The 23,246-nt window shown below is 37.9% G+C and carries 21 protein-coding genes and 4 tRNA genes; 24 read left to right on the top strand and 1 reads right to left on the bottom strand.

Translation table 11 applies throughout. From position 1 onward, the window contains the following. Positions 1 to 131 precede the first annotated feature (131 nt). The 5 genes from rsmG (at position 132) to ACSVDH_RS29740 (ending at position 4,571) form a co-directional block, all read left to right on the top strand. Positions 132 to 848, top strand: coding sequence for a 16S rRNA (guanine(527)-N(7))-methyltransferase RsmG (rsmG, locus tag ACSVDH_RS29760; protein WP_439252366.1), 717 nt, complete (start codon positions 132 to 134; stop codon positions 846 to 848). A gap of 105 nt (positions 849 to 953) precedes the next feature. Next, positions 954 to 1,829: a nucleoid occlusion protein gene (noc, locus tag ACSVDH_RS29755; RefSeq protein WP_439252367.1), complete on the top strand. Its 876-nt coding sequence runs from the start codon at positions 954 to 956 to the stop codon at positions 1,827 to 1,829. A 281-nt stretch (positions 1,830 to 2,110) separates the two neighbouring features. After that, positions 2,111 to 2,872, top strand: a complete 762-nt coding sequence (locus ACSVDH_RS29750; protein ID WP_299089833.1) for a ParA family protein — start codon at positions 2,111 to 2,113, stop codon at positions 2,870 to 2,872. Beyond that, positions 2,865 to 3,716, top strand: a complete 852-nt coding sequence (locus ACSVDH_RS29745; RefSeq protein WP_299089832.1) for a ParB/RepB/Spo0J family partition protein — start codon at positions 2,865 to 2,867, stop codon at positions 3,714 to 3,716. Before ACSVDH_RS29750 ends, ACSVDH_RS29745 begins: the two co-directional genes overlap by 8 nt. 153 nt (positions 3,717 to 3,869) lie before the next feature. After that, positions 3,870 to 4,571, top strand: a complete 702-nt coding sequence (locus tag ACSVDH_RS29740) for a DUF554 domain-containing protein (protein ID WP_439252368.1) — start codon at positions 3,870 to 3,872, stop codon at positions 4,569 to 4,571. 178 nt (positions 4,572 to 4,749) lie between these two features. Here ACSVDH_RS29740 and yyaC read toward each other — a convergent pair whose 3' ends face one another. Next, positions 4,750 to 5,373, bottom strand: a complete 624-nt coding sequence (yyaC, locus tag ACSVDH_RS29735; protein WP_439252369.1) for a spore protease YyaC — start codon at positions 5,371 to 5,373, stop codon at positions 4,750 to 4,752. Positions 5,374 to 5,472: 99 nt separating this feature from the next. Here yyaC and ACSVDH_RS29730 point away from each other — a divergent pair, with 99 nt between their 5' ends. The 19 genes from ACSVDH_RS29730 (at position 5,473) to vicR (ending at position 23,242) form a co-directional block, all read left to right on the top strand. Next, a complete protein-coding gene (locus tag ACSVDH_RS29730) occupies positions 5,473 to 6,486 on the top strand; it encodes a YkvI family membrane protein (RefSeq protein ID WP_299089827.1) in 1,014 nt (337 codons plus the stop codon). A gap of 249 nt (positions 6,487 to 6,735) precedes the next feature. After that, complete coding sequence (locus ACSVDH_RS29725) at positions 6,736 to 7,605, top strand: mechanosensitive ion channel family protein (RefSeq protein ID WP_299089826.1); 870 nt, start codon at positions 6,736 to 6,738, stop codon at positions 7,603 to 7,605. A 16-nt stretch (positions 7,606 to 7,621) separates the two neighbouring features. After that, positions 7,622 to 7,828 carry a DUF951 domain-containing protein gene (locus ACSVDH_RS29720; RefSeq protein ID WP_439252370.1) on the top strand — a complete coding sequence of 69 codons (207 nt, stop codon included), beginning with the start codon at positions 7,622 to 7,624 and terminating at the stop codon, positions 7,826 to 7,828. A gap of 18 nt (positions 7,829 to 7,846) precedes the next feature. Continuing rightward, on the top strand, positions 7,847 to 9,856 hold the full coding sequence (locus ACSVDH_RS29715; protein WP_439252371.1) for a molybdopterin-dependent oxidoreductase: 2,010 nt from the start codon (positions 7,847 to 7,849) through the stop codon (positions 9,854 to 9,856). 146 nt (positions 9,857 to 10,002) lie between these two features. Beyond that, complete coding sequence (gene ychF / locus ACSVDH_RS29710) at positions 10,003 to 11,103, top strand: redox-regulated ATPase YchF (protein ID WP_439252372.1); 1,101 nt, start codon at positions 10,003 to 10,005, stop codon at positions 11,101 to 11,103. 268 nt (positions 11,104 to 11,371) lie between these two features. Beyond that, positions 11,372 to 11,659 carry a 30S ribosomal protein S6 gene (rpsF, locus tag ACSVDH_RS29705; RefSeq protein WP_299089822.1) on the top strand — a complete coding sequence of 96 codons (288 nt, stop codon included), beginning with the start codon at positions 11,372 to 11,374 and terminating at the stop codon, positions 11,657 to 11,659. Between the two features lie 42 nt (positions 11,660 to 11,701). Then, positions 11,702 to 12,223, top strand: coding sequence for a single-stranded DNA-binding protein (ssb, locus tag ACSVDH_RS29700; RefSeq protein ID WP_439252373.1), 522 nt, complete (start codon positions 11,702 to 11,704; stop codon positions 12,221 to 12,223). A 46-nt stretch (positions 12,224 to 12,269) separates the two neighbouring features. Further along, positions 12,270 to 12,509 carry a 30S ribosomal protein S18 gene (rpsR, locus tag ACSVDH_RS29695; protein ID WP_046588211.1) on the top strand — a complete coding sequence of 80 codons (240 nt, stop codon included), beginning with the start codon at positions 12,270 to 12,272 and terminating at the stop codon, positions 12,507 to 12,509. 233 nt (positions 12,510 to 12,742) lie between these two features. Next, entirely contained in the window at positions 12,743 to 13,684 is a 942-nt protein-coding gene (locus ACSVDH_RS29690) for a YybS family protein (RefSeq protein WP_439252374.1), read from the top strand. Between the two features lie 34 nt (positions 13,685 to 13,718). Then, a complete protein-coding gene (locus ACSVDH_RS29685) occupies positions 13,719 to 15,692 on the top strand; it encodes a DHH family phosphoesterase (protein WP_439252375.1) in 1,974 nt (657 codons plus the stop codon). Next, positions 15,689 to 16,135: a 50S ribosomal protein L9 gene (gene rplI, locus ACSVDH_RS29680; RefSeq protein ID WP_299089815.1), complete on the top strand. Its 447-nt coding sequence runs from the start codon at positions 15,689 to 15,691 to the stop codon at positions 16,133 to 16,135. Before ACSVDH_RS29685 ends, rplI begins: the two co-directional genes overlap by 4 nt. Before the next feature lie 135 nt (positions 16,136 to 16,270). Next, on the top strand, positions 16,271 to 17,632 hold the full coding sequence (gene dnaB / locus ACSVDH_RS29675) for a replicative DNA helicase (RefSeq protein ID WP_299089853.1): 1,362 nt from the start codon (positions 16,271 to 16,273) through the stop codon (positions 17,630 to 17,632). A gap of 385 nt (positions 17,633 to 18,017) precedes the next feature. Then, positions 18,018 to 19,304: an adenylosuccinate synthase gene (locus ACSVDH_RS29670; RefSeq protein WP_299089814.1), complete on the top strand. Its 1,287-nt coding sequence runs from the start codon at positions 18,018 to 18,020 to the stop codon at positions 19,302 to 19,304. A gap of 329 nt (positions 19,305 to 19,633) precedes the next feature. Further along, positions 19,634 to 19,709: transfer RNA gene (locus ACSVDH_RS29665), tRNA-Lys, on the top strand. A 22-nt stretch (positions 19,710 to 19,731) separates the two neighbouring features. Then, a tRNA-Glu gene (locus ACSVDH_RS29660) sits at positions 19,732 to 19,803 on the top strand. Positions 19,804 to 19,833: 30 nt separating this feature from the next. After that, positions 19,834 to 19,910, top strand: a tRNA-Asp gene (locus tag ACSVDH_RS29655). A 233-nt stretch (positions 19,911 to 20,143) separates the two neighbouring features. Continuing rightward, positions 20,144 to 20,216, top strand: a tRNA-Phe gene (locus tag ACSVDH_RS29650). Positions 20,217 to 20,752: 536 nt separating this feature from the next. After that, positions 20,753 to 22,207 (top strand): M23 family metallopeptidase, encoded by a 1,455-nt coding sequence (locus ACSVDH_RS29645; RefSeq protein ID WP_439252376.1) that lies wholly within the window; start codon positions 20,753 to 20,755, stop codon positions 22,205 to 22,207. A gap of 327 nt (positions 22,208 to 22,534) precedes the next feature. Further along, the gene (vicR, locus tag ACSVDH_RS29640) at positions 22,535 to 23,242 is read left to right on the top strand and encodes a cell wall metabolism response regulator VicR (RefSeq protein WP_439252377.1); all 708 of its coding nucleotides are present in this window, start codon (positions 22,535 to 22,537) and stop codon (positions 23,240 to 23,242) included. Positions 23,243 to 23,246 lie beyond the last annotated feature (4 nt).

Here is a 23,246-nt window from a genome sequence, read left to right as displayed (position 1 = left end):
TAAATTACATGCAAAGTACGGTAGTGGGAATTACTGACCGTTAAGATGGGATAAAGCGAGACTACCATCAGTTGGAGTTTTTCCAACTGATGGTTAGCGAGACTTATGGGATAAACAGAAAGGGTTTGGGTATGGATACAGAATTATTTCAGTCAAGTCTAGCGGAGAAGGGAATTGTCCTTTCTCCGCAGCAATTGGACCAATTTGAGTTATACTTCAACTTATTGGTTGAGTGGAACGAGAAGATGAACTTGACATCAATCACAGACAAAAAAGAGGTCTATTTAAAGCATTTTTATGATTCAATATCGGCTGCATTTTACTTTGATTTCTCAAAGCCGCTTTCTATTTGTGACGTTGGTGCAGGTGCGGGCTTTCCGAGTTTACCGATTAAGATTTGTTTTCCTGATCTTCAAGTTTCGATTGTGGATTCCTTGCAAAAAAGAATTAATTTCTTAACACACCTGACAAATGAATTGGGCTTAAAAAATGTTCAATTGTTCCATGACCGTGCGGAAACATTTGGTCAAGATAAAAGCAAAAGAGAATCGTTTGACGTTGTGACAGCCAGGGCTGTTGCAAGACTTTCGGTTCTAAGTGAACTATGTCTACCCTTAGTAAAAAAGAACGGTAACTTTATTGCAATGAAGGCGGCAGCCGCAAAAGAAGAACTTGATGCTGGTAAAAAAGCACTAAATGTACTAGGCGGTAAGGTAAAAGACATTCACTCATTTGATCTCCCTTTAGAAAAAAGCGAGAGAACAATCTTATTGATTGAAAAAATAAAAGAAACACCTAAAAAATATCCTAGAAAACCTGGAACGCCAAATAAGCTTCCAATTGAGTAAGTGTTTCATTTGAAACACTTACTGGAACTTTTAAATATTTTGCAGGAAATAATTAAAGAAAAAGAGAATATTAAAAATGGTAGTTTTTAAAGGTGGTGTAGGTTCATGAAGCATCCATTTTCTCGTTTTTTCGGTTTGGGAGAAAAAGAGGCAGAACAAGTCGTCGTTGATGAAATAGAACAAGAACAAGAAGCAACAGAGGAAGAACAACACAAGGAAGAGGTTAAGAAAATCCTTATTCAGGATATTGTTCCTAATCGCTTCCAGCCACGTACCGTTTTTTCAGATGAAAAGATTGAAGAATTAGCGTTAACCATTCGTACACATGGAATTATACAGCCAATCGTTGTTCGTGAAATAGATGGGAAATATGAGATTATTGCTGGTGAGAGACGCTGGCGTGCTGTGCAAACCCTTGGTTGGGAAGAGATTCCTGCTATTGTAAAAGATTTTAATGATACCGAAACAGCAAGCGTAGCCTTAATTGAAAACCTGCAAAGGGAAGAATTATCTTCAATTGAGGAAGCAGTTGCTTATGCAAAGCTGCTTGAATTGCATAATCTTACCCAAGAGGCATTAGCGCAACGTCTTGGAAAAGGCCAATCGACAATTGCGAATAAGCTTCGCTTGTTAAAGCTCCCGCAAGATGTACAGGATGCCCTTTTACAAAAGCTTATCACTGAGCGGCATGCACGAGCGCTTATTCCTTTAAAAGATCCAGAAGCGCAAACGAAGCTATTAACGGAAATCATCGATAAGCAGCTAAATGTAAAACAAACAGAAGATCGAGTAGTTAGGCTACTAGAAAAAAAGAATGTAAAACCAAAACCGAAACGAAAAGCATTTAGTAGAGATACTAGAATTGCCATGAATACAATACGCCAGTCGCTAACAATGGTAGCTGATAGTGGTGTAAAGCTGAATACGGAAGAAGAAGAGTTTGATGAGTATATTCAGTTTACGATCAAAATTCCTAAATAACCTTTTGTTATTTTTATAGATAAATAGAAACGAAAAATTTCAATATAACACACGAGGACTGGTTGCCTAACCAGCCCTTTTTTCTCGTGTAGGAAACAATCTTTTTAATAAGGAAAATCATCAAAAAGTAGTGTTGAAAACGTGATTTTCTCTATGTAGAAAATACTATTATCGAAGAAATCCAAAAAAAGACAGACCTTTCGATAAATTTCATGATAAAATAATAAAATGGTAACTAAAAGCTATTCTATTGTTTATTCGTGATGAAAGCAGGTGACATCGTGGGAAAAATTATTGCCATTGCAAACCAAAAAGGGGGAGTCGGAAAGACAACGACTTCTGTAAATTTAGGTGCTTGCTTAGCATACATCGGTAAACGAGTGCTTCTCGTCGATGTTGACCCACAAGGTAATGCAACAAGCGGTATAGGGATTGAAAAAGCCGATGTTGAACATTGCATTTATGATATTTTAGTAGATGACGTAGATGTAAAAGATGTTATTAAACAAACAGCAGTAGAAAACTTAGATATTATTCCAGCTACTATACAATTAGCAGGAGCAGAAATAGAGCTTGTGCCAACTATTTCCCGAGAAGTGAGATTAAAGAGGGCAATTGAATCAGTTAAACACCATTATGATTATATGATCATTGATTGCCCACCTTCATTAGGATTGCTAACAATTAATGCACTAACCGCATCAGATGCCGTTTTAATACCGGTTCAATGTGAATATTACGCATTAGAAGGATTAAGCCAGTTATTGAATACTGTTCGACTCGTCCAGAAGCATTTAAATACAGAGTTAATGATTGAAGGTGTTCTATTAACCATGCTTGACGCAAGAACGAATTTAGGTATTCAGGTCATCGAAGAAGTGAAAAAGTATTTCCAAGATAAGGTTTACAAGACGATTATTCCTAGAAATATTCGTTTAAGTGAAGCACCAAGTCATGGTCAACCAATTATCATTTATGACCCAAGATCCAGAGGAGCAGAAGTTTACTTAGATTTGGCAAAGGAAGTGGTTGTTAGTGGCTAAAGGCTTAGGTAAAGGGATAAATGCTTTATTTACTCATATTGAGGCTGGACAAGATGAAACAGTGCAAGATTTAAAGTTAAAAGAAATTCGTCCAAATCCTTATCAACCACGTAAGGTTTTTGATCAGGAAGCAATTAACGAGCTAAAAGAATCAATTTTGCAGCATGGGATCTTACAGCCGATTGTTGTTCGCAGGAGCATTAAAGGGTTTGAAATTGTCGTTGGAGAAAGACGCTTTCGTGCAGCAAAAGAAGCTAAGCTGACGGTCATACCAGCTGTAATTAGAGACTTTTCAGAACAGCAAATGATGGAATTGGCTCTATTAGAGAACTTGCAGCGTGAAGACTTAACACCAATTGAAGAAGCTCAGGCTTACCAAGCGTTAATGGAAAAGCTTAATCTTACCCAAGAAGTGCTCGCAAAACGTCTAGGGAAAAGTAGACCTCATATTGCCAACCATATTCGCTTACTATCCTTGCCTGAGAAGATTCAACAGCTTATTTCAGAAGGAAAACTGTCAATGGGACATGGTCGTACACTTCTTGGTTTGAAGAATAAAGAAAAGCTGAATCTATTAGTAGAAAAAATAATTCGAGAACAGTTAAATGTTCGTCAAGTGGAATTGCTTGTCCAACAGTTAAATAATGTTCCACGTGAAACTAAGAAGAAAAAGCCTGAAAAGGATGTTTTTATTAGAGAGCGTGAAACATACTTACAGGAGTATTTTGGGACATCTGTTACAATTAAAAAGCAAAAGAAAAAAGGGAAAATAGAAATTGAGTTCTTTTCTCAGGATGATTTAGAACGTATCTTAGAATTATTGCAATCACAACAATCATCCTAAGCTTAATAACTAGTTCAGAAACCGCTGGCTCTTCATCGAGTCAGTATTTTTTATGCAAGAAATGTTTAATAAGCAAAGTATGATACTACTTCTGCCAATTTTAGAAAGACAATCACAAAATATATAGCAAATCATCAGAAAGGCGGAAAGTAATTGGTTTTATTTGGAAGTATTATGAACGCAATAGGAATAATCGCTGGAACCATGCTTGGTTTATTCCTTAGAAGAATACCAGAGCAAATGAAACAAACGGTCATGATAGCAATTGGCCTTTCGGTAGTTATTCTTGGAGTTGATATGGCATTAAAAAGTGATAATTTTTTTATAGTCATTGTTAGTTTAGTAGTAGGTACAGTAATCGGCGAATGGCTGCGAATAGAAGATCATTTGCACCATGTTGGAAATGTCCTTGAACGTAAATTAGGGAAATCAGAAAGCGGTAATATTGCTCAAGGGTTTGTAACGGCAACCTTAATTTTTGTTGTTGGAGCAATGGCAATAGTTGGAGCACTTGATAGTGGTCTTAGACAGGACCATGCCGTGCTTTTAACAAAATCAATGATCGACAGCTTTACAAGTATTGTATTAGCAAGCACTCTTGGGATAGGAGTCTTATTTTCAGCGATTCCAGTCTTTATTTATCAGGGCGGCATTTCATTATTTGCAAATGTGATTCATCAGTTTCTATCAGATTCACTCTTAAATATTTTAATAGCTGAGCTAACAGCAACTGGAGGAGTACTTATCTTTGCAATTGGCATTAATATGCTTGGAATTAAACAAATCAGAGTTGCAAATCTTCTGCCGAGTATTTTAATTGTCACGATAATAGTTTTATTACAATATTATTATTGACATCTACACTGTATATAAAATGCAGTGTTTTTTTATACGTTAAGAAAGCATAAATTTGCAGCGCAGGAGAAATTTCGACCTAGTGGCAAATTTTAAGAATTAAGTATAAGTGCAACTAGGCAGTCGCACTGCGCCTAAAGGCTTGGCGCCAGCCAAGTTTTCTTTATGTTGGTTTGAATTAGTTAATAATAGAATTTTGTTCAGTAAACAGGCTGTCCTGGATTGTACGCCGTTTTTCTACATATCTTTTTTCAGCTTCAATTAAGCCTTTAGAAATGACCTCAGCCATGCTCATAACAAGATGTAATCGTGTGTTTTGTAAGACGAAAAATTCCATAAATCCGCTGACATTTACAATGCCTGTGATATGCATATTTCCAACAGCTGGAAGATCTTTATTTACTCCAGCACCAGGTTTAATTGAGCCTTCAGCAACTTGAACGAAGCCAACACTGCTTAAGCGACCCAAACATGCATCAATTGCAATGATAAATGGATTTTTATGTTTATCTTTAATAAATTCCAATGTTTCTTTTAAATTAACAGCGTGTACAGGATCCTTCAGGGTACCGTAGACATGGAAATGTGATAATTCTTGTTGAATGTTATAGCCAATTAACGGACCTAAACAATCTCCAGTTGACCGATCTGTTCCAATACAGACGATCACTATGGGCTTTATTGTGAGCTTTGGCAAATGCTCATTAATATGATTTGATATGAGTTCGATCGCGTGCTGATCTTCATAATAAATTCGATCTTGTTTTTTTTCAGATTGAAAAAGTCCGGTTTTTAGATTCATAGAATTCACTCCCACATCATAGTAGTAACAGTATACGGAAGAATGTTCATTTCTATACATCTTCGTTTCAATTTGGACAGCCTTAAGAGGTGAGAGAAAATGAAGTCAGGGTTTAAATGGATGTTTTTAATTTTAGGAACGATTATTGGCGCAGGGTATGCCTCTGGCCGGGAAATATGGCAGTTTTTTGGGTTTGAAAGCGGACTTGCCATTTGTATTTTTACTGTTATTTTCATCATCGCTGTGTATGTCATTATGAAAATAAGTTATGAAGAGAGATCCAATCACTTTTTTCCGGTATTAGAAAGATTAGTAGGTAGAAAGCTTTCCTATGTTTATGATGTCTTGATTGTGGTGTATCTTTTTAGTACGACCATTGTTATGATCGCTGGAGGCGGTGCTACACTTGAAGCCTTTTTTGTTCCCTATTGGGGGGGAATCCTGTTTTTTTCAGTCTTATTAGTCCTTCTCTTCCTAAGTAATATAAATGGGATCATTCGACTCAATGTTTTCATTATTCCAATGCTGGTACTGGGATTGATTTATGCATTACTAACATTCAATTTTTCAAACCACCATTCTTGGATGCTGGATTTAACAAAACAATATAATTGGCCTTCAGCCTTTACGTTTACCTCACTTAACATATTGCCATTAATTGCCGTATTATCTGCAATCGGCAAGGAAATGAAAGACCTTAAGGAAGCGAAAATAGCGAGTATCGGGAGCGGTATTGTCTTAGGTGTGATTTCGTTTATTTACAATGAAACATTGGTGCAAATGGCGGATTATTTAGCAGAATATGAAATTCCTTTATTTGCTATTTTAAATGGTTCGCCATTTGCTGTGTTTCTCTTTATGTCGATTATGCTTTGGCTTGCCATTTATACAACAGCAGTTTCAGGTATTTTTGGACTTGCTTCGAGATTTAAGGAGATCTCTAATTTGCCATATTGGGTAATGGCTTTTGTCTTTGTCTTGCTGATGATTCCATTTACCAGCTTTGGATTTTCCAATCTTGTTGCTATTTTATACCCGTTATACGGGTTAATTAATCTTTATCTCCTTGTATCCATCTTACTATATCCAATCATGGGCCGCTATCGTACGTGAAGAAGTTTAAAATAGTAAAGACTGACTCATAGATTATCGATTTTGGATGGATAATCTTTGCCTGAGTCAGTCTTTTTTTGGTATAAAATAAGCAAGTACATGAATGTAATGGTAATATTTTTCGTGCTGCTTTATGAAAGTTCCTTTTTTAAACGAGTGTTATGATAGAGTATAATAAGCTATGAAAATAATGTTTATTCCAGCATGGCAGCTCATTTTAAAAATAGATTAGTGAAAAGGGTGATAAGGTTGAATATCATTGAGGATTTGTGGAAGGACTTTTATCAGTACATTACAGATGCACAACTATGGGTGAACATAGGACAAGGGTTATTAAAGATTGTTTTGGTTCTAGTTATTTCATCTGTTTTTATTCGAATCGGAAAACTTGCCATTGGCAAGATCTTTTTATTCCGCGGGAAATCACCAATCCGTATTTCTGAACGAAGAGAAAATACACTTACAAAACTATTGGAAAACATTTTGACATATGTTGTTTATTTCGTTGCCATCATTATGGTGCTGGAGACATTAACGATAAATGTTGGGGCTTTGCTTGCTGGAGCAGGTATTGTTGGACTTGCTGTAGGTTTTGGCGCACAAAGTCTTGTAAAGGATATTATTACAGGTTTCTTTATTATTTTTGAGGATCAATTTTCTGTTGGCGACCATATTCGTGTTGCAAACTTTGAGGGAACTGTAGAAGAAATTGGACTAAGAACAACAAAAATTAAAAATTGGACTGGAGAACTCCACATTTTACCAAATGGGAGTATTGTAGAGGTTACAAATTTTTCTATTCATAATAGTATGGCTGTTGTTGATGTCAGCATAGCATATGAAACGGACATACCTATGGCTGAACGTGTTATCCAGGAATTATTAGATGAAGTTCCAGAGAAATATGAAGGGGTTGTGAAACCGCCTGAACTGCTTGGTATCCAAACTTTAGGAGCTTCAGAGGTGATTATGCGCGTTGTCTGTGAAGTGGAGCCAATGCGTCATTTTGCCATCGCGAGAATGCTGCGCAAAGATATTAAATTGCGTTTAGATGAACACGGAATTGAAATTCCATATCCTAAAATGGTTATGTATAACAAAAAAGAACAAGTTGGTTAAGAGCGGAGGGGAAAATATGATGGAAAAGGAATTTGGACTAAATGATATTGTCGAAATGAAGAAGCAGCACCCATGTGGGACAAATCGCTGGAAAGTGATCCGGTTAGGGATGGATATTCGCATTAAATGCGAAGGCTGCGGCCATAGTGTCCTCATTCCTCGAAAAGAGTTCACACGAAAGATGAAAAAGGTACTTGTCAAACACGAAGAAACGAATGAGTAGGGTGAAGGGATAGAGGCAATGAAACAAGTATTTAAGTCATCCTGTCCGTTAAACTGCTGGGATAGCTGCGGCTTTGAAGTAACAGTTGAGGATGGAAAAGTAACAAAGGTTGAAGGAGATAAGGAGCATCCGATTACCCAAGGGAAAATTTGCGGCAGAGGAAGAATGCTGGAGGCGAAGACAAATTCCCCGGAACGATTAACAACCCCATTAAAAAAGGTGAATGGGAGATTTATTGAGATCTCTTGGGAGCAAGCATTGGACGAAGTTGCTGGAAAAATGAGAGAAATTAAAAAGATCCATGGTCCAACAGCGATTTTGCATAGCCATGATTATGCTAATAATGGGCTGTTAATAAACCTTGATAAGCGCTTCTTTCATTGCTTTGGCGGTGTAACGGAGTTAGTCGGCAGCATCTGCTGGGGATCGGGTATTGAAGCTCAAACCTGGGATTTCGGCAGTTCATTTAGCCATGCTCCGGATGACATTTTTCATAGCAAGCATGTTGTGATTTGGGGTAGAAATGTAGCAAGAACGAATATGCATTTATTTCACTATTTACAGGAAGCGAAAAAGCGGGGAGCAAGCATTACCGTTATAGACCCGATTTTTAATGCAACGGCGAAAATCGCCGATCGTTATCTATCCATCAAACCTGGAATGGATGGATTAGCTGCAATCGGTGTTATGAAATATTTGATTGCAGAAAATAAGCAGGATCAAACATTTATTGATCACCATACCATAGGCTATCATGACCTTTTAGCATTATTAGATAGCATAAAGATGGATGACATTTTAGCTCAGGCTGAGATGACCTTTGATGATATAAAATATTTAGCCTCCTTATATGCGGATGGTCCGACCTCGACATATATAGGGTTAGGTATGCAAAGATACGCAAATGGCGGTAATACAATCAGATTAATTGATGCATTAGTTGCAGTTAGCGGGAATATTGGAATTCCTGGGGGTGGTGCTAATTTTGGCAACCTGCAGGTAGGCAGAAGCTTTCATATGGACGGGCTTACATTGCCACATAAAAAAGCAGCTTCAAGACAATTTCCTATGATGAACCAGGCAGAAGCAATTTTATCAGCCAAAAATCCAGAAATTAAAATGATCTTTGTAACATGTGGTAATCCGCTTGCCCAGGTTCCTAATTCCTCTAAGGTTAAACAGGCATTTAAATCTGTTGAGACTCTTGTAGTTGTCGATCATTTTTTAACAGATACAGCCGAACTTGCTGATTATGTATTGCCAACAACAACTGTTTTTGAGGAAGAAGATATCTATTATTCCTCTATGTATCATCATTTTGTCAATTATGGGGAGAAGCTTGTGGAACCGCCTGGAGAGGCCAAATCAGATTTGTGGATTTGGACACAATTAGCGGAGCGTTTAGGGTTTGGAGAGGCGTTTCATATGTCGCGGACAGAGTTTTTAGAAATAGGACTTTCCGATTTAAACAAGCATGGCATCACATTGGAAAGGTTAAAAAAAGAAAAACGGCTGCCGCTCCCTGTTCAACACGTCCCATGGGAAACAAAAGAATTTTTAACGCCTACTGGAAAATTTGAATTCACCTCTTCCCTTGCAGAAGTAAAGGGTTATGAAGGGAAACCGGTTTATTTCCCGCCAAAGGAGTCAAGTATAACCAATTCTTCATTGGCTAGGAAGTACCCGTATCAGCTTTTATCGATCCACCCTTCACGGTCAAACCATTCACAGCACTATATCTTAATTAAGGCATTACAGATGGTTAAAATTGAAATCTCAGAGGATATTGCTAGTGAAAAGCAAATAGAAGATGGTGATTCTGTCACCATCTATAATGATCGAGGAAGGCTATCAGGGATCGCCAAGATCATGAAGCAGGCTCATCCTCGAACGATTAATGTCGATGAAGGACAATGGCATAAATTTGGCGGCTCTGTCAATTTACTTACGTCAGACGGTCTTTCAGATAATGGCTTAGGCAGTGTGTTATATGATTGTTTAGTTAATATCGAAAAATCAATTGGATAAAGAATGCTGTTTAAATAGGGTCAGTTCTCAAAACGGGGGACTGTCCCCTTCATTTGCTTGTTTTTTATCCATTTACTATCTATAATTGTTGAAGATTGATTAGAATTCGGACAAATTTTTTTGTTTCATAATAGAGGAGTGGGAATATGGCATTAACTGCTGGTATTGTAGGTCTTCCTAATGTCGGAAAATCAACATTATTTAACGCGATTACACAAGCTGGTGCTGAATCAGCAAACTATCCATTTTGTACAATAGATCCTAATGTTGGGATTGTAGAAGTGCCTGATGAGCGTCTGCAAAAGCTAACAGAGCTTGTAAACCCTAAGAAGACGGTGCCTACTGCGTTTGAATTTACTGATATTGCTGGGATTGTTAAAGGTGCCAGCAAAGGAGAAGGATTAGGGAATAAATTCCTTTCCCATATTCGCCAAGTGGATGCGATTTGTCATGTTGTACGTTGTTTTGCCGATGAAAATATCACCCATGTTTCAGGTAAGGTTGATCCAATTTCTGATATCGAAACGATTAATCTTGAGCTGATTTTAGCTGATTTAGAAACGGTTGATAAGCGAATTGACCGCGTAGCAAAACTTGCAAAGCAAAAAGAAAAAACAGCTGTTTTTGAGCATGAGATTTTAGTAAAGCTTAAAGAAGCGTTTGAAAATGAAAAGCCTGCTCGTTCTGTAGAGTTTAACGAAGAGCAATTGAAATATGTAAAGCAATTGCATTTATTAACCATTAAACCTGTATTATATGTAGCAAATGTTAGTGAGGATGAAGTAGCGGATGCTTCAGAAAATCCATATGTTAAACAGGTTCGTGAGTTTGCTGTTGGTGAAAATGCAGAAGTAATTGTTGTCTGTGCAAAAATTGAATCTGAGATTGCTGAGCTTGAAGGGGAAGAAAAGGAAATGTTCCTTGAAGAGCTTGGAATTGAAGAGTCAGGACTTGACCAGCTAATTAAAGCTTCCTACCATCTTCTTGGATTGGCAACATACTTTACAGCAGGCGAACAAGAGGTTCGTGCTTGGACGTTTAAAAAAGGCATGAAAGCTCCACAATGTGCAGGAATTATCCATACAGACTTCGAAAGAGGGTTTATCCGTGCTGAAACAGTTTCATACGATGACCTGTTAGCTGCAAAGTCAATGGGTGCTGCGCGTGAGGCAGGTAAGGTCCGTTTAGAAGGAAAAGAATATATTGTCCAAGATGGAGATGTTATTCACTTCCGATTTAATGTGTAAGATCGGGTAAATAAGGCGCTTACGCTTGTAATGTTTGAGAATAAAACCATTCTACTTAGTTTTGGTGTTCAGCTCCAGCGCCTAGCCCCTCTAGGGTCTAGTCACTCATGAATTGAAGGCAAAGAGCGCCTTCTATTATTTGCCCAAGGCTGAACGAGGCGCTTGCGCTTTTGTTCTTTTTTTGTTAAAATACCTAATTGTGAGTAATTTATTTTAATTGCTCCTTGCCCATAATTGGGCCGTTTAGTCCAGAAGGAGGTGTAAGATGATGAAAAAGTATGAAGTTATGTACATCATCCGTCCAAATATTGAAGATGAAGCTAAGAAAGCTTTAGTTGAGCGTTTCAACAACGTTTTATCTGAAAATGGTGCGGAAGTAGCTGAAGCAAAAGAGTGGGGAAAACGTCGCCTAGCATACGAAATCAATGATTTCCGTGATGGCTACTATATGCTTCTTCAAGTTAACTCTGAAGCTGCTGCGGTTCAAGAATTTGACCGTTTAGCGAAAATTAACGAAGATATCATTCGTCACATCGTTGTTAAAAAAGAAGACTAATTTATAAATAATAGAAAAGATATTCAAAAAAGGATGGTTCTGATGTTGAATCGAGTCGTACTAGTCGGAAGACTAACAAAAGATCCAGATCTGCGTTACACACCAAGCGGAGTAGCTGTTGCGACATTTACTTTAGCGGTAAACCGTACGTTTACGAACCAACAAGGTGAAAGAGAAGCTGACTTTCTTAACTGTGTGATTTGGCGCAAGCAAGCCGAAAATGTTGCAAACTTCCTTAAAAAAGGTAGTTTAGCAGGTGTTGACGGCCGGCTGCAATCACGTAGTTATGAAGATCAAACAGGCAAACGCGTTTATGTAACAGAGGTTGTTGCAGAAAGTGTCCAATTCTTGGAGCCTAGAAGTGCAAGCGGCGGAGGCGGCAACAATAACTACAACAACAATAATAATAATAATTTTGGTGGGTATCCTGGCAATTCTGGAAATCAAAATCCGTTCGGTTCAGATCAAAATCAACGTAATCAAGGGCGTACAAGCTTTGATGACGATCCATTTGCAAACGATGGAAAACCTATTGATATATCTGATGACGACTTACCGTTTTAAGTTTAAACATATATTCTAATCATAGTCAGAAGGGAGGAAATAGACAATGGCAGGCGGACGTAAAGGTGGACGTGCAAAACGTCGTAAAGTGTGCTTTTTCACATCTAACGGAATCACACACATCGATTACAAAGATGTAGATTTACTAAAAAAATTCGTATCTGAGCGTGGTAAAATCTTACCTCGTCGTGTAACAGGTACAAGTGCAAAATACCAACGTAAATTGACTGTAGCTATTAAGAGAGCTCGTCAAATGGCTTTATTACCATACGTTTCTGGTGAATAAGTATAAAGCACAGATTGGACTTTTTCCGATCTGTGCTTTTTTATACATTTGTAGATACATATTCCACGGTTTATAATTAGACATAATATTTCTCTTTTTACGATATACTAACACTATTTTAAGAGTAAATATGTAAGAAGGTATGTTGCTATTGTTTGTTGTGCCAGATGTTTGATTACAAGTGGAAGGTAGTCTAAAATAAAGCTTGATCCCCTTAAAGAAGAGGTGAAATGATGAGGCGGATTCATGTGATTACAGAAGGCGCCATTTTATTGGCTCTTTTCCTGGTTTTAATGCTCTTTTCGCTTTATGCACCATTTATAGGTACTGTCCTGCTGTTTGTCCTTCCTTTGCCATTTATTATCTTTACGATAAGACATGGTTTAGGTGTTTCATTGATGATGTTATTTGCTGGAAGTCTGCTGTCTATCCTATTTGGTTCCATGACAAACATTCTGTTAGCATTCATGTTTGGATTAAGTGGAGTAACAATGGGTATCTTTTATAAAAGAAAGCAATCAATAGGTGCTCTAATTGGAGGAAGCTTAGCTTATACAATCGGCTTAGTTGTGATCTATATAGGAACCATTCTTATTCTTCAAATTGATATGATTAAAGACTCCATCTCTTTATTAGAGCAGTCAATCGAGCAATCAAAATCGATGTATTCATCACTAAATCCAGATGCTAATGTTGAGGGGCAATTTGAACAGCTTAAACAGGGATTAGATCTTATACATATTTTAACTCCTACAATATTCGCGGCAACAGGAATGATGTTCGCTGTCATTAGCCATATCATCGCCGTACCTGTTCTTAAACGGTTGAAGGTTGGAGTTGCTCCATTAAAGCCATTCAGGTATTTGCGGCTCCCGCAAAGTTTATTTTGGTATTATTTAATTGTCTCCCTGCTAATTATGGTAAACATAGATCCAGACAGCTTCTATTATATGGCGCTGATGAATTTATATTTTATTCTGCAATTTTTCGTCCTGATTCAAGGATTCTCATTTGTATTTTACTATTCCTATATGAAAGGCCTATCCAAGGCTGTGCCGATTATCGTTTTGATTGCATCATTACTTATACCAATCCTGCTTTATCTTGTTAGAATCTTAGGTATAATTGATTTATGCTTCCCTCTCCGTGGTAAAATAACAAAAAAAGTAAGATAGGATTCAGTGCCTAAAGAGGAGTTGATGAGAGCGGATGCCGAGTTTGTATGAAAAACCATTAGTCCGATACCCGATTTATGTGTTAATTGCCGTAACAGTCATTTCTGTACTGTTTCTCTATTTTTTTAATTGGATGATTGGTCTCCTTGTAACGGTTCTTCTAGGTGCTGCCCTTCTTTATTTGAGAAAAGCTGTGGTTGATTTTCAAACTGAAATGGAAGGGTATATCACAACGCTTTCTTATCGATTGAAAAAAGTCGGCGAAGAGGCCTTAATGGAAATGCCGATTGGAATTATGTTATATAATGATCAATATGTTATTGAGTGGACTAATCCTTTTTTAACATCTTGTTTTGATGAAGATACATTAGTGGGACGATCATTATATGATGTTGCAGATTCTTTAGTGCCGTTAATTAAACAAGAAATCAATTCTGAAACCATTACCTTGCATGATCGAAAATTTAAAGTGATTATAAAACGCGATGATCGTTTATTATATTTCTTTGATGTAACAGAGCAAATAGAAATTGAGCAGCAATATGAGAATGAACGGACTGCATTGGCCTTAATCTTTTTAGATAATTATGATGAAGTAACACAAGGAATGGACGATCAGACAAGAAGTGCGATTAATAGTGAGGTTACAGCTTTATTAAACAAGTGGGCGAAGGATTATGGAATCTTTTTAAAAAGGATTTCGTCTGAACGTTTTTTAGGTGTGCTAAATGAAAATATTTTAATAAAACTGGAAAAAACAAAATTCTCGATTTTAGATGAAGTAAGAGAAAAAACGACGGTCCATAATGTATCGTTAACATTAAGTATCGGAATTGGTACAGGTGTCTCATCATTACAAGAGCTTGGCGATTTGGCCCAATCGAGTCTTGATTTAGCTCTAGGCCGTGGTGGAGATCAGGTTGCTATAAAGCAAACGAGCGGCAAGGTCAAATTCTATGGCGGAAAAACAAATCCAATGGAAAAACGGACACGAGTACGCGCCCGTGTCATCTCACATGCTTTAAAAGAAATTGTATTAGAAAGTGATAAAGTAGTGATTATGGGACATAAGTTCCCGGATATGGATGCAATTGGTTCGGCGATTGGGATATTAAAAGTGGCTCAAGTCAATGAAAAAGAGGGGTTTATTGTTTTAGACCCAAATGCCCTTGATTCAGGTGTTGAACAATTACTTGCTGAAGTGAAACAAAATCCAGAGCTATGGTCAAGATTTATTACACCAGAGGAAGCGCTTGAAATTATGACAGATGAAACATTGCTAATTGTTGTCGATACTCACCGGCCATCCTTAGTCATTGATGAAAGGCTGCTTGCAAAAAGTGAGCATGTGATTGTCATTGACCATCATAGACGTGGTGAGGAGTTTATTAAAGACCCAATCCTCGTTTACATGGAGCCATATGCCTCATCAACAGCTGAACTTGTGACAGAGCTGTTAGAGTATCAACCTAAGAGTCAGAAAATGAATATGATAGAGGCTACTGCCTTATTAGCAGGCATTATCGTTGATACGAAAAGCTTTACTCTTCGTACGGGATCCCGTACATTTGATGCTGCTTCTTATTTGAGAGCGAAAGGCGCTGATACCGTTTTAGTTCAGAAATTCATGAAGGAAGATATCGAAAATTATGTAAAGCGGGCAAAATTGATCCAAAATGCCTCTATTTATCGAGAAGGGATTGCGATTACCAGTGCTGAGGAAAATCAGTATTTTGAACAGGTCATTATAGCGCAAACAGCTGATACGCTTTTAACAATGAATGGAGTTGTGGCTTCATTTGTCATAGCGAAACGCAGCGAAGGGTGTATAAGCATAAGTGCCCGCTCATTAGGTGATATCAATGTCCAGGTGATCATGGAAGCTCTTGATGGCGGAGGTCATTTAACAAATGCGGCTGCCCAGATGTATGATGACACGCTTCAGGAAGCAGAAGAAAGACTAAAAGCAATCATAGATGATTATCTAGAAGGAGGAGAAGAATCATGAAGGTTATATTTTTAAAAGATGTAAAAGGAAAAGGGAAAAAAGGCGAAATCAAAAATGTTGCTGATGGTTATGCCCACAACTTTTTGATTAAGCAGGGCCTTGCAATTGAAGCAACAAATGCAAATGTAAGTTCTTTAAATGCACAAAAGAAAAAGCAAGAAAAAGAAGCGATTGAAGAATTAGAGCAAATGCAGCATCTTAAAAAGGTATTAGATGAATTAACAGTTGAATTAAAAGCAAAATCTGGTGAGGGCGGACGTCTATTTGGTTCCATTACAAGTAAGCAAATAGCAGATGAGCTTAAAAAGAGCCATAATATCAAGCTTGATAAACGTAAAATAGACCTTCCAGATGCAATTCGTGCATTAGGTTATACAAATGTACCAGTTAAGCTGCATCCTGAAGTAACAGCAACAGTAAAGGTGCATGTAACGGAACAGTAATTATTGGAAGCAGATGTGGTTTTGTGGAAAGAGTGAAATTGTTCTTGAAGCGAAGCCACATTTTTTTTATCCTTAATACTTAGGGAGATTTACATTTTCATAGCTTACTAATTAACATAAAGGACGGTGATCATCATAAACGAGTTAATTGGTGATCGTATTCCACCACAAAATATAGAAGCGGAACAGGCAGTATTAGGTGCAATCTTTTTACAGCCGGCATCGTTAACTTTAGCATCAGAGCTATTAATTCCTGATGATTTTTATCGGGCATCACATCAACGAATATATAATGCGATGCTTGAATTGTCCGATAAAGGGGAACCAGTCGATCTTGTAACCGTAACTTCTGAGCTGGCGGATGCAAATCTTTTAGAAGATGTAGGAGGAGTTTCTTACTTAAGTGATTTAGCAAACTCTGTTCCTACTGCAGCGAATATTGAATATTATGCAAAAATTGTCGAAGAGAAATCGATCTTACGACGCTTAATCCGCACGGCAACGACCATTGCACAAGACGGCTATAGTCGTGAAGATGAGGTGGAAGTGCTTCTCAATGAAGCTGAAAAGACCATCATGGAGGTTGCTCAACGGAAAAATGCAGGGGCTTTCCAGAACATTAAAGATGTTCTTGTCCAAACATACGATAATATTGAATTGCTCCATGACCGCAAAGGTGACATAACTGGAATCCCGACAGGCTTTACAGAGCTTGATAAAATGACAGCCGGTTTTCAGCGAAACGACTTAATTATCGTTGCAGCCCGTCCATCTGTTGGTAAAACAGCTTTTGCCTTAAATATTGCACAAAACGTAGCAACAAAAACAGATGAAAATGTAGCAATCTTCAGTCTGGAGATGGGTGCAGACCAGCTTGTTATGAGGATGCTTTGTGCAGAAGGAAATATTGATGCCCAAAGGCTCAGAACAGGTACATTAACCCCTGAGGATTGGGGAAAGCTGACAATGGCAATGGGAAGTCTATCAAATTCAGGAATATATATTGATGACACACCAGGTATTCGTGTCAGTGAAATTCGGGCAAAATGCCGAAGATTAAAGCAGGAAAGCGGCTTAGGGATGGTCTTGATCGATTACCTGCAGCTGATCCAAGGCAGCGGACGAACCGATAACCGTCAGCAAGAGGTATCAGAAATCTCCCGTACCCTTAAGGAATTAGCCCGTGAATTGAAGGTACCTGTCATTGCCTTATCACAGCTGTCCCGTGGTGTTGAACAGCGTCAAGATAAGCGTCCAATGATGTCAGATATCCGTGAATCTGGAAGTATTGAGCAGGACGCAGATATCGTTGCCTTCTTATATCGTGATGATTATTATGATAAAGAATCAGAGAATAAAAATATCATCGAAATCATTATTGCAAAACAGCGTAATGGTCCTGTTGGGACGGTTTCACTAGCATTTGTTAAAGAATATAATAAATTCGTCAATTTGGAACGGCGTTTTGATGATTCCGGTGTTCCACAAGGCGCTTAAGGAGGTCGCAGATGCGGTCTTCTTTTTTATACGTTAAGAAAGCATAAATTGGCAGCGGAGAAGTAAATCGACGTAGAGGCCAATTTTAAATGTGAAGTATCAATGTAACTACTCCTCTGTCTTCACCTTTCAGGCTCGCCAGTTGGTGAGTTTTCTTTGTTTTTTAGAGAGTGATCTGTTTATATTAGGATAAAATAATAACGTATGTGGTTTTTTAATTAAGAAGGGTTAAGAAAGATAACGTTATTATTTTAAGGAATAATGATGAATTTACGAACGAATAATCCATTATTATTTATAAATGTTCGTACTTTCATTGACTTTCCTATTCCTCACTGATAAAATAAACATGTTTGATTAGTGCGAAATTACGGAGGTGCACGGAATGTCTTCAGTAGTAGTTGTTGGAACTCAATGGGGAGATGAAGGGAAAGGGAAGATCACTGATTTCCTTTCTGAAAATGCAGAGGTTATTGCTCGTTATCAAGGTGGAAACAACGCAGGTCATACAATTAAATTTGATGGAGAAACGTACAAGCTTCACTTAATTCCATCTGGTATTTTTTATAAAGATAAAATTTGTGTGATCGGTAACGGAATGGTTGTTGATCCTAAAGCACTTGTAAAAGAACTTGCTTACTTACATGAGCGCGGCGTTACAACAGATAATTTACGAATCAGTAATCGTGCGCATGTCATTTTACCTTATCATTTAAAATTAGACGAGGTAGAAGAGGAACGTAAAGGCGCAAATAAAATTGGAACAACAAAAAAAGGAATTGGACCAGCTTATATGGACAAAGCAGCTCGTGTCGGAATCCGTATTTCTGATTTGCTTGAACGAGATACTTTTGAAGAAAAGCTAGTTCGTGCATTACAGGAAAAAAACCGTCTATTAGAGAAATTTTATGAAGTAGAAGGCTTCACTGTTGAGGAAATTTTAGACGAGTATTATGAATATGGCCAACAATTTAAACAATATGTTTGTGATACATCAGTTGTGCTTAACGATGCGTTGGATGAGGGACGCCGTGTTCTATTTGAAGGTGCACAAGGGGTTATGCTTGATATTGACCAAGGTACATATCCGTTTGTCACTTCATCAAACCCTGTTGCGGGTGGAGTTACAATTGGCTCCGGTGTTGGACCTACTAAGATTAACCACGTTGTCGGAGTATCAAAAGCATACACAACTCGTGTAGGTGATGGCCCATTCCCTACAGAATTAAATAATGCAATCGGCGATCAAATTCGTGAGGTAGGCCGTGAATATGGGACAACAACAGGACGTCCTCGCCGTGTAGGCTGGTTTGACAGTGTTGTCGTTCGCCATGCAAGAAGAGTAAGCGGATTGACAGACCTGTCACTTAACTCAATTGATGTGTTAACAGGCATCGAAACATTAAAAATTTGTGTAGCATACAAATACAAAGGTGAAACCATCAGCGAGTACCCAGCAAGCCTAAAAGTACTTGCAGAATGTGAACCTGTATATGAGGAACTTCCAGGCTGGACAGAAGACATCACAAACGTACGTAATTTAAGTGAGCTTCCAGCAAACGCAAGACACTATATTGAGCGAATTTCACAGCTTACAGGAATTCCTTTATCGATCTTCTCTGTAGGACCAGACAGATCACAAACAAACGTTATTCGCAGTGTATACAGCTAATCACTTTTAGGGAATCGGCAGCGATCCGATTCCCTTTTTATATGCTTTTGAAAAAAATAAAAAATAAACAAAAAAATGTATTGTTTTATAATGATAGTGTGTGATATTATAGAAAACGTCCTGTTAAAAGGATAAACAATAGATAGCCATTAAACATAATAGTATTACTCATTAAAAAATGAGCCATTAGCTCAGTTGGTAGAGCACGATCGAATAAGCTGCGAAGCATTGACATCAGCGCACAAATCGAATTGCTTCTTGAATAATCCTTCTGAGATTTGGGCGTCAGAAACAAGTGGTAAACAGAATAGTACTACTCATTTAAAAATGAGCCATTAGCTCAGTTGGTAGAGCATCTGACTTTTAATCAGAGGGTCGAAGGTTCGAGTCCTTCATGGCTCACCATTTTACTTTTTTGTGTTGCAATGGCCCGTTGGTCAAGCGGTTAAGACACCGCCCTTTCACGGCGGTAACACGGGTTCGAATCCCGTACGGGTCACTTGTTTTATAGCTTATAGATTTCTATTTTGGTCCGGTAGTTCAGTTGGTTAGAATGCCTGCCTGTCACGCAGGAGGTCGCGGGTTCGAGTCCCGTCCGGACCGCCATTTACATAGCGGAAGCCGAAAACTATACGGCTCGGTAGCTCAGTCGGTAGAGCACGACCGAATAAGCTGCAAAGCGAAACATCAGCGCACTCATTGAGCTGCTACTTGAATAAACTTACTGAAATGAGGGCGATGGACTTAGTTACAAAGAGATACTTGAACTTAAGTAAGAAGCAGTTATAAAGTCCGTGACCCAAGAAACAATATTTCAAATCAAACTACATACTAATTATGGCTCGGTAGCTCAGTCGGTAGAGCAATGGACTGAAAATCCATGTGTCGGCGGTTCGATTCCGTCCCGAGCCACTTAAAAAGCATGATCCAAATGGATTCATGCTTTTTTTATCGTTTAGGAAATTATAAGATTCATTGAACTGTGGATAAGCACTGCGACATCCAGCTCCGAAGCATAGGATGTGCAAGTGCAGTCAATGCGACAGGACGTCGCGTTTTTGACTGCCAGCGCCTATCGCCTATCAAACTTCAGATCATCTCCCTACGATAAGTCAACATCGGTTCGCTTCGCTTACCGTGTTTCCTTTATCTCAGTCGATGCTCCTCCAGTTTGTACGGCGATGACCAAGGCGCTTGCGCTTTTGATTCTTTATGCAAAAAACTACCCCTTTGGCAACGTTTTCCTCTTAAATCAACAATATATGACAAAGTTAACCAAAATCTGTATGTAATGATACAATCCTATTACAATTTATCGATATTTAAGGCAGTTGCAAGATTCTATGATAAATTAGTAGGGTGTAGAATAACGGGAATTTTGTCGACTAAGATTATATCCCTATGGAAGAAGCTTCCTGAGTTTCTTGTACTATTAATTTAGGAGGAAAATGTCAGTGTGTAAGCGTTTTAATTGTTTGATAGAAAAGAATATTCAAGGAAAATACTCCTTTTTTAAAAAGTTAATATTGCTTGCTGCTTTAACAGCTTCCTTTACATTAGGAGCAGTTAGTGCCTCGGCAGAAACATCCTTATCAACGGTCTACCACGTATACATAGGTGATCAATATATTGGTACAGTTGATAATAAAGAGCTGATTGATAAGGTTTCATCGTCAAAAATAGAGAAGCAAAAAGCAAGCTATTCAGATTTACCTTTAACGATTGAAGATATGGAAGTCATTCCAGAAGAAATGTTCCGACCTATTTTTAATAACGATGAGACTTTATTAAAGCTGGATCAGGAGCTTGATGTTGTTGTTGAAGCAACTGAACTAATAATTGACGGTAAAGCAGTTGCTCATTTTAAAAGTAAAGAGGATGCAGAAGCAGCTTTAAAGGCATATAAGCTTCAATATGTATCTGAATCCGCTTTGAATGACTTGGAAGCGAGTAAAACAGCTGACCAGCCTTTAGAAACATTAAAGGAAGGACAGTCTCGTCTATTAGACGTGGCTTTTTCTAAAAAGGTTTCACTAGAAGCAAAAAAAGTTTTACCAGACAAAGTCATTAGCATCGATCAAGGGATCAATCTATTAAAGAAGGGGACATTAGAAGAATCAACATATATTGTCCAGGCGCAAGATGTTTTAAGTGAGATTGCCTCCAAGCATCAATTATCTCTTGAGCAATTACTAGAATTAAATCCTGGTCTTGAAGAAGACTCATTAATAAAGCCTGGTGATGAGTTGAACGTAACGGTTATAAAGCCATTTGTTAAAGTGAATGTAAAGCAGGAAATGCTAAAAAAAGAAAGCATTTCGTTTGAAACAGAAGTAAAAGAAGATTCTTCACTGCCAAAAGGCGAAGAAAAAACCCTTCAAGAAGGAAAAGTTGGTGAAAGACTTGTAAACTATGTCATCCAGCTTGAAAATGGCTCTGAAATTAAGCGTGAAAAAGTAAAAGAAGAGATCATCAATGAACCAGTCAAAGAAATTATTGTTAAAGGAACGAAGATTATCCCATCTAGAGGGACAGGAAATTTAGCGTGGCCGGCAGTAGGCGGTTATATTTCCAGCGAACTTGGACAGCGATGGGGTAAGCTGCACAAAGGAATTGATATCGCCAGACCAAGTGCACGGACTATTAAGGCGGCTGATAACGGTACAGTGGTTTCAGCAGGTTACAGTGGCGGTTACGGAAATAAAGTGGTGATTAACCATAATAACGGATTAAAAACTGTTTATGCGCATCTGGAGTCCATTTCAGTGTCTGTAGGACAGGTGGTATCACAAGGGCAAAAGCTTGGAATCATGGGTTCAACGGGTAATTCAACAGGAGTACATCTTCATTTTGAAGTTTACGAAAATGGAAGCTTAAAAAATCCAATGGATTATTTACAATAAGTTTGTTTAAGGTCTGACACGCAATGTGTCAGACCTTATTTTATTGTATAGTAAATTTTAGAACTTCCTACAGGGGTATGCATCTATTTTTTTTGAGGTTATGTAAGACGCTCACGTTAAAATTTTAGTTATTTCCTACCATGTAAAAATAGTTCATTTTTACGTATTTATTTATCATGAAACATTTTTTCTTGAATTTTGTTTGATCCTATCATTAGAATAAATAACTCTCTATTTATTGGTAATCACTTAAAAAAGGTGAATCTCATCTGTGAAAATGTTACATTTAATAATAGGGTTTATACGTAAATAAAAGGGGCGAGATCTTTGGAGAAGAAGATTTTAGTTGTGGATGATGAAAAACCAATTGCTGATATATTACAGTTTAATTTAAAAAAAGAAGGTTATACCGTTTATTGTGCCTATGATGGAAATCAGGCTTTAGAAATGGTGGAGGACATTAATCCTGACCTGATTTTATTAGATATTATGCTTCCAAATCGTGATGGTATGGAGGTATGCAGAGAGGTTCGAAAGAAATATGATATGCCAATCATTATGCTGACAGCTAAGGACTCAGAAATCGATAAGGTTCTTGGCCTTGAGCTTGGTGCGGATGATTATGTAACAAAGCCGTTCAGCACACGGGAGCTGTTAGCCCGCGTAAAGGCAAACTTGCGCCGTCAGCAAACGATTGATAATAATGAACCAAAGGCAGCAACAAATGAAATTAAAATTGGCTCACTTGTGATTCATCCTGATGCATATGTCGTGTCTAAACGTGGAGAAACGATTGAATTAACCCACCGTGAATTTGAACTTCTACATTATTTATCACAGCATATTGGACAAGTCATGACGCGGGAGCATTTGCTGCAAACTGTATGGGGGTATGATTATTTCGGAGATGTTCGAACAGTAGACGTAACAGTTAGACGTTTACGAGAGAAAATAGAAGATAATCCAAGTCACCCAACATGGATCGTAACAAGACGCGGGGTGGGATATTATTTAAGGAACTCCGAACAGGAGTAATGTG

Source organism: Metabacillus sp. Hm71 (genome assembly GCF_051842955.2).
Lineage (GTDB): Bacteria > Bacillota > Bacilli > Bacillales > Bacillaceae > Metabacillus.
This window is presented reverse-complemented; position numbering and strand designations above follow the sequence as displayed.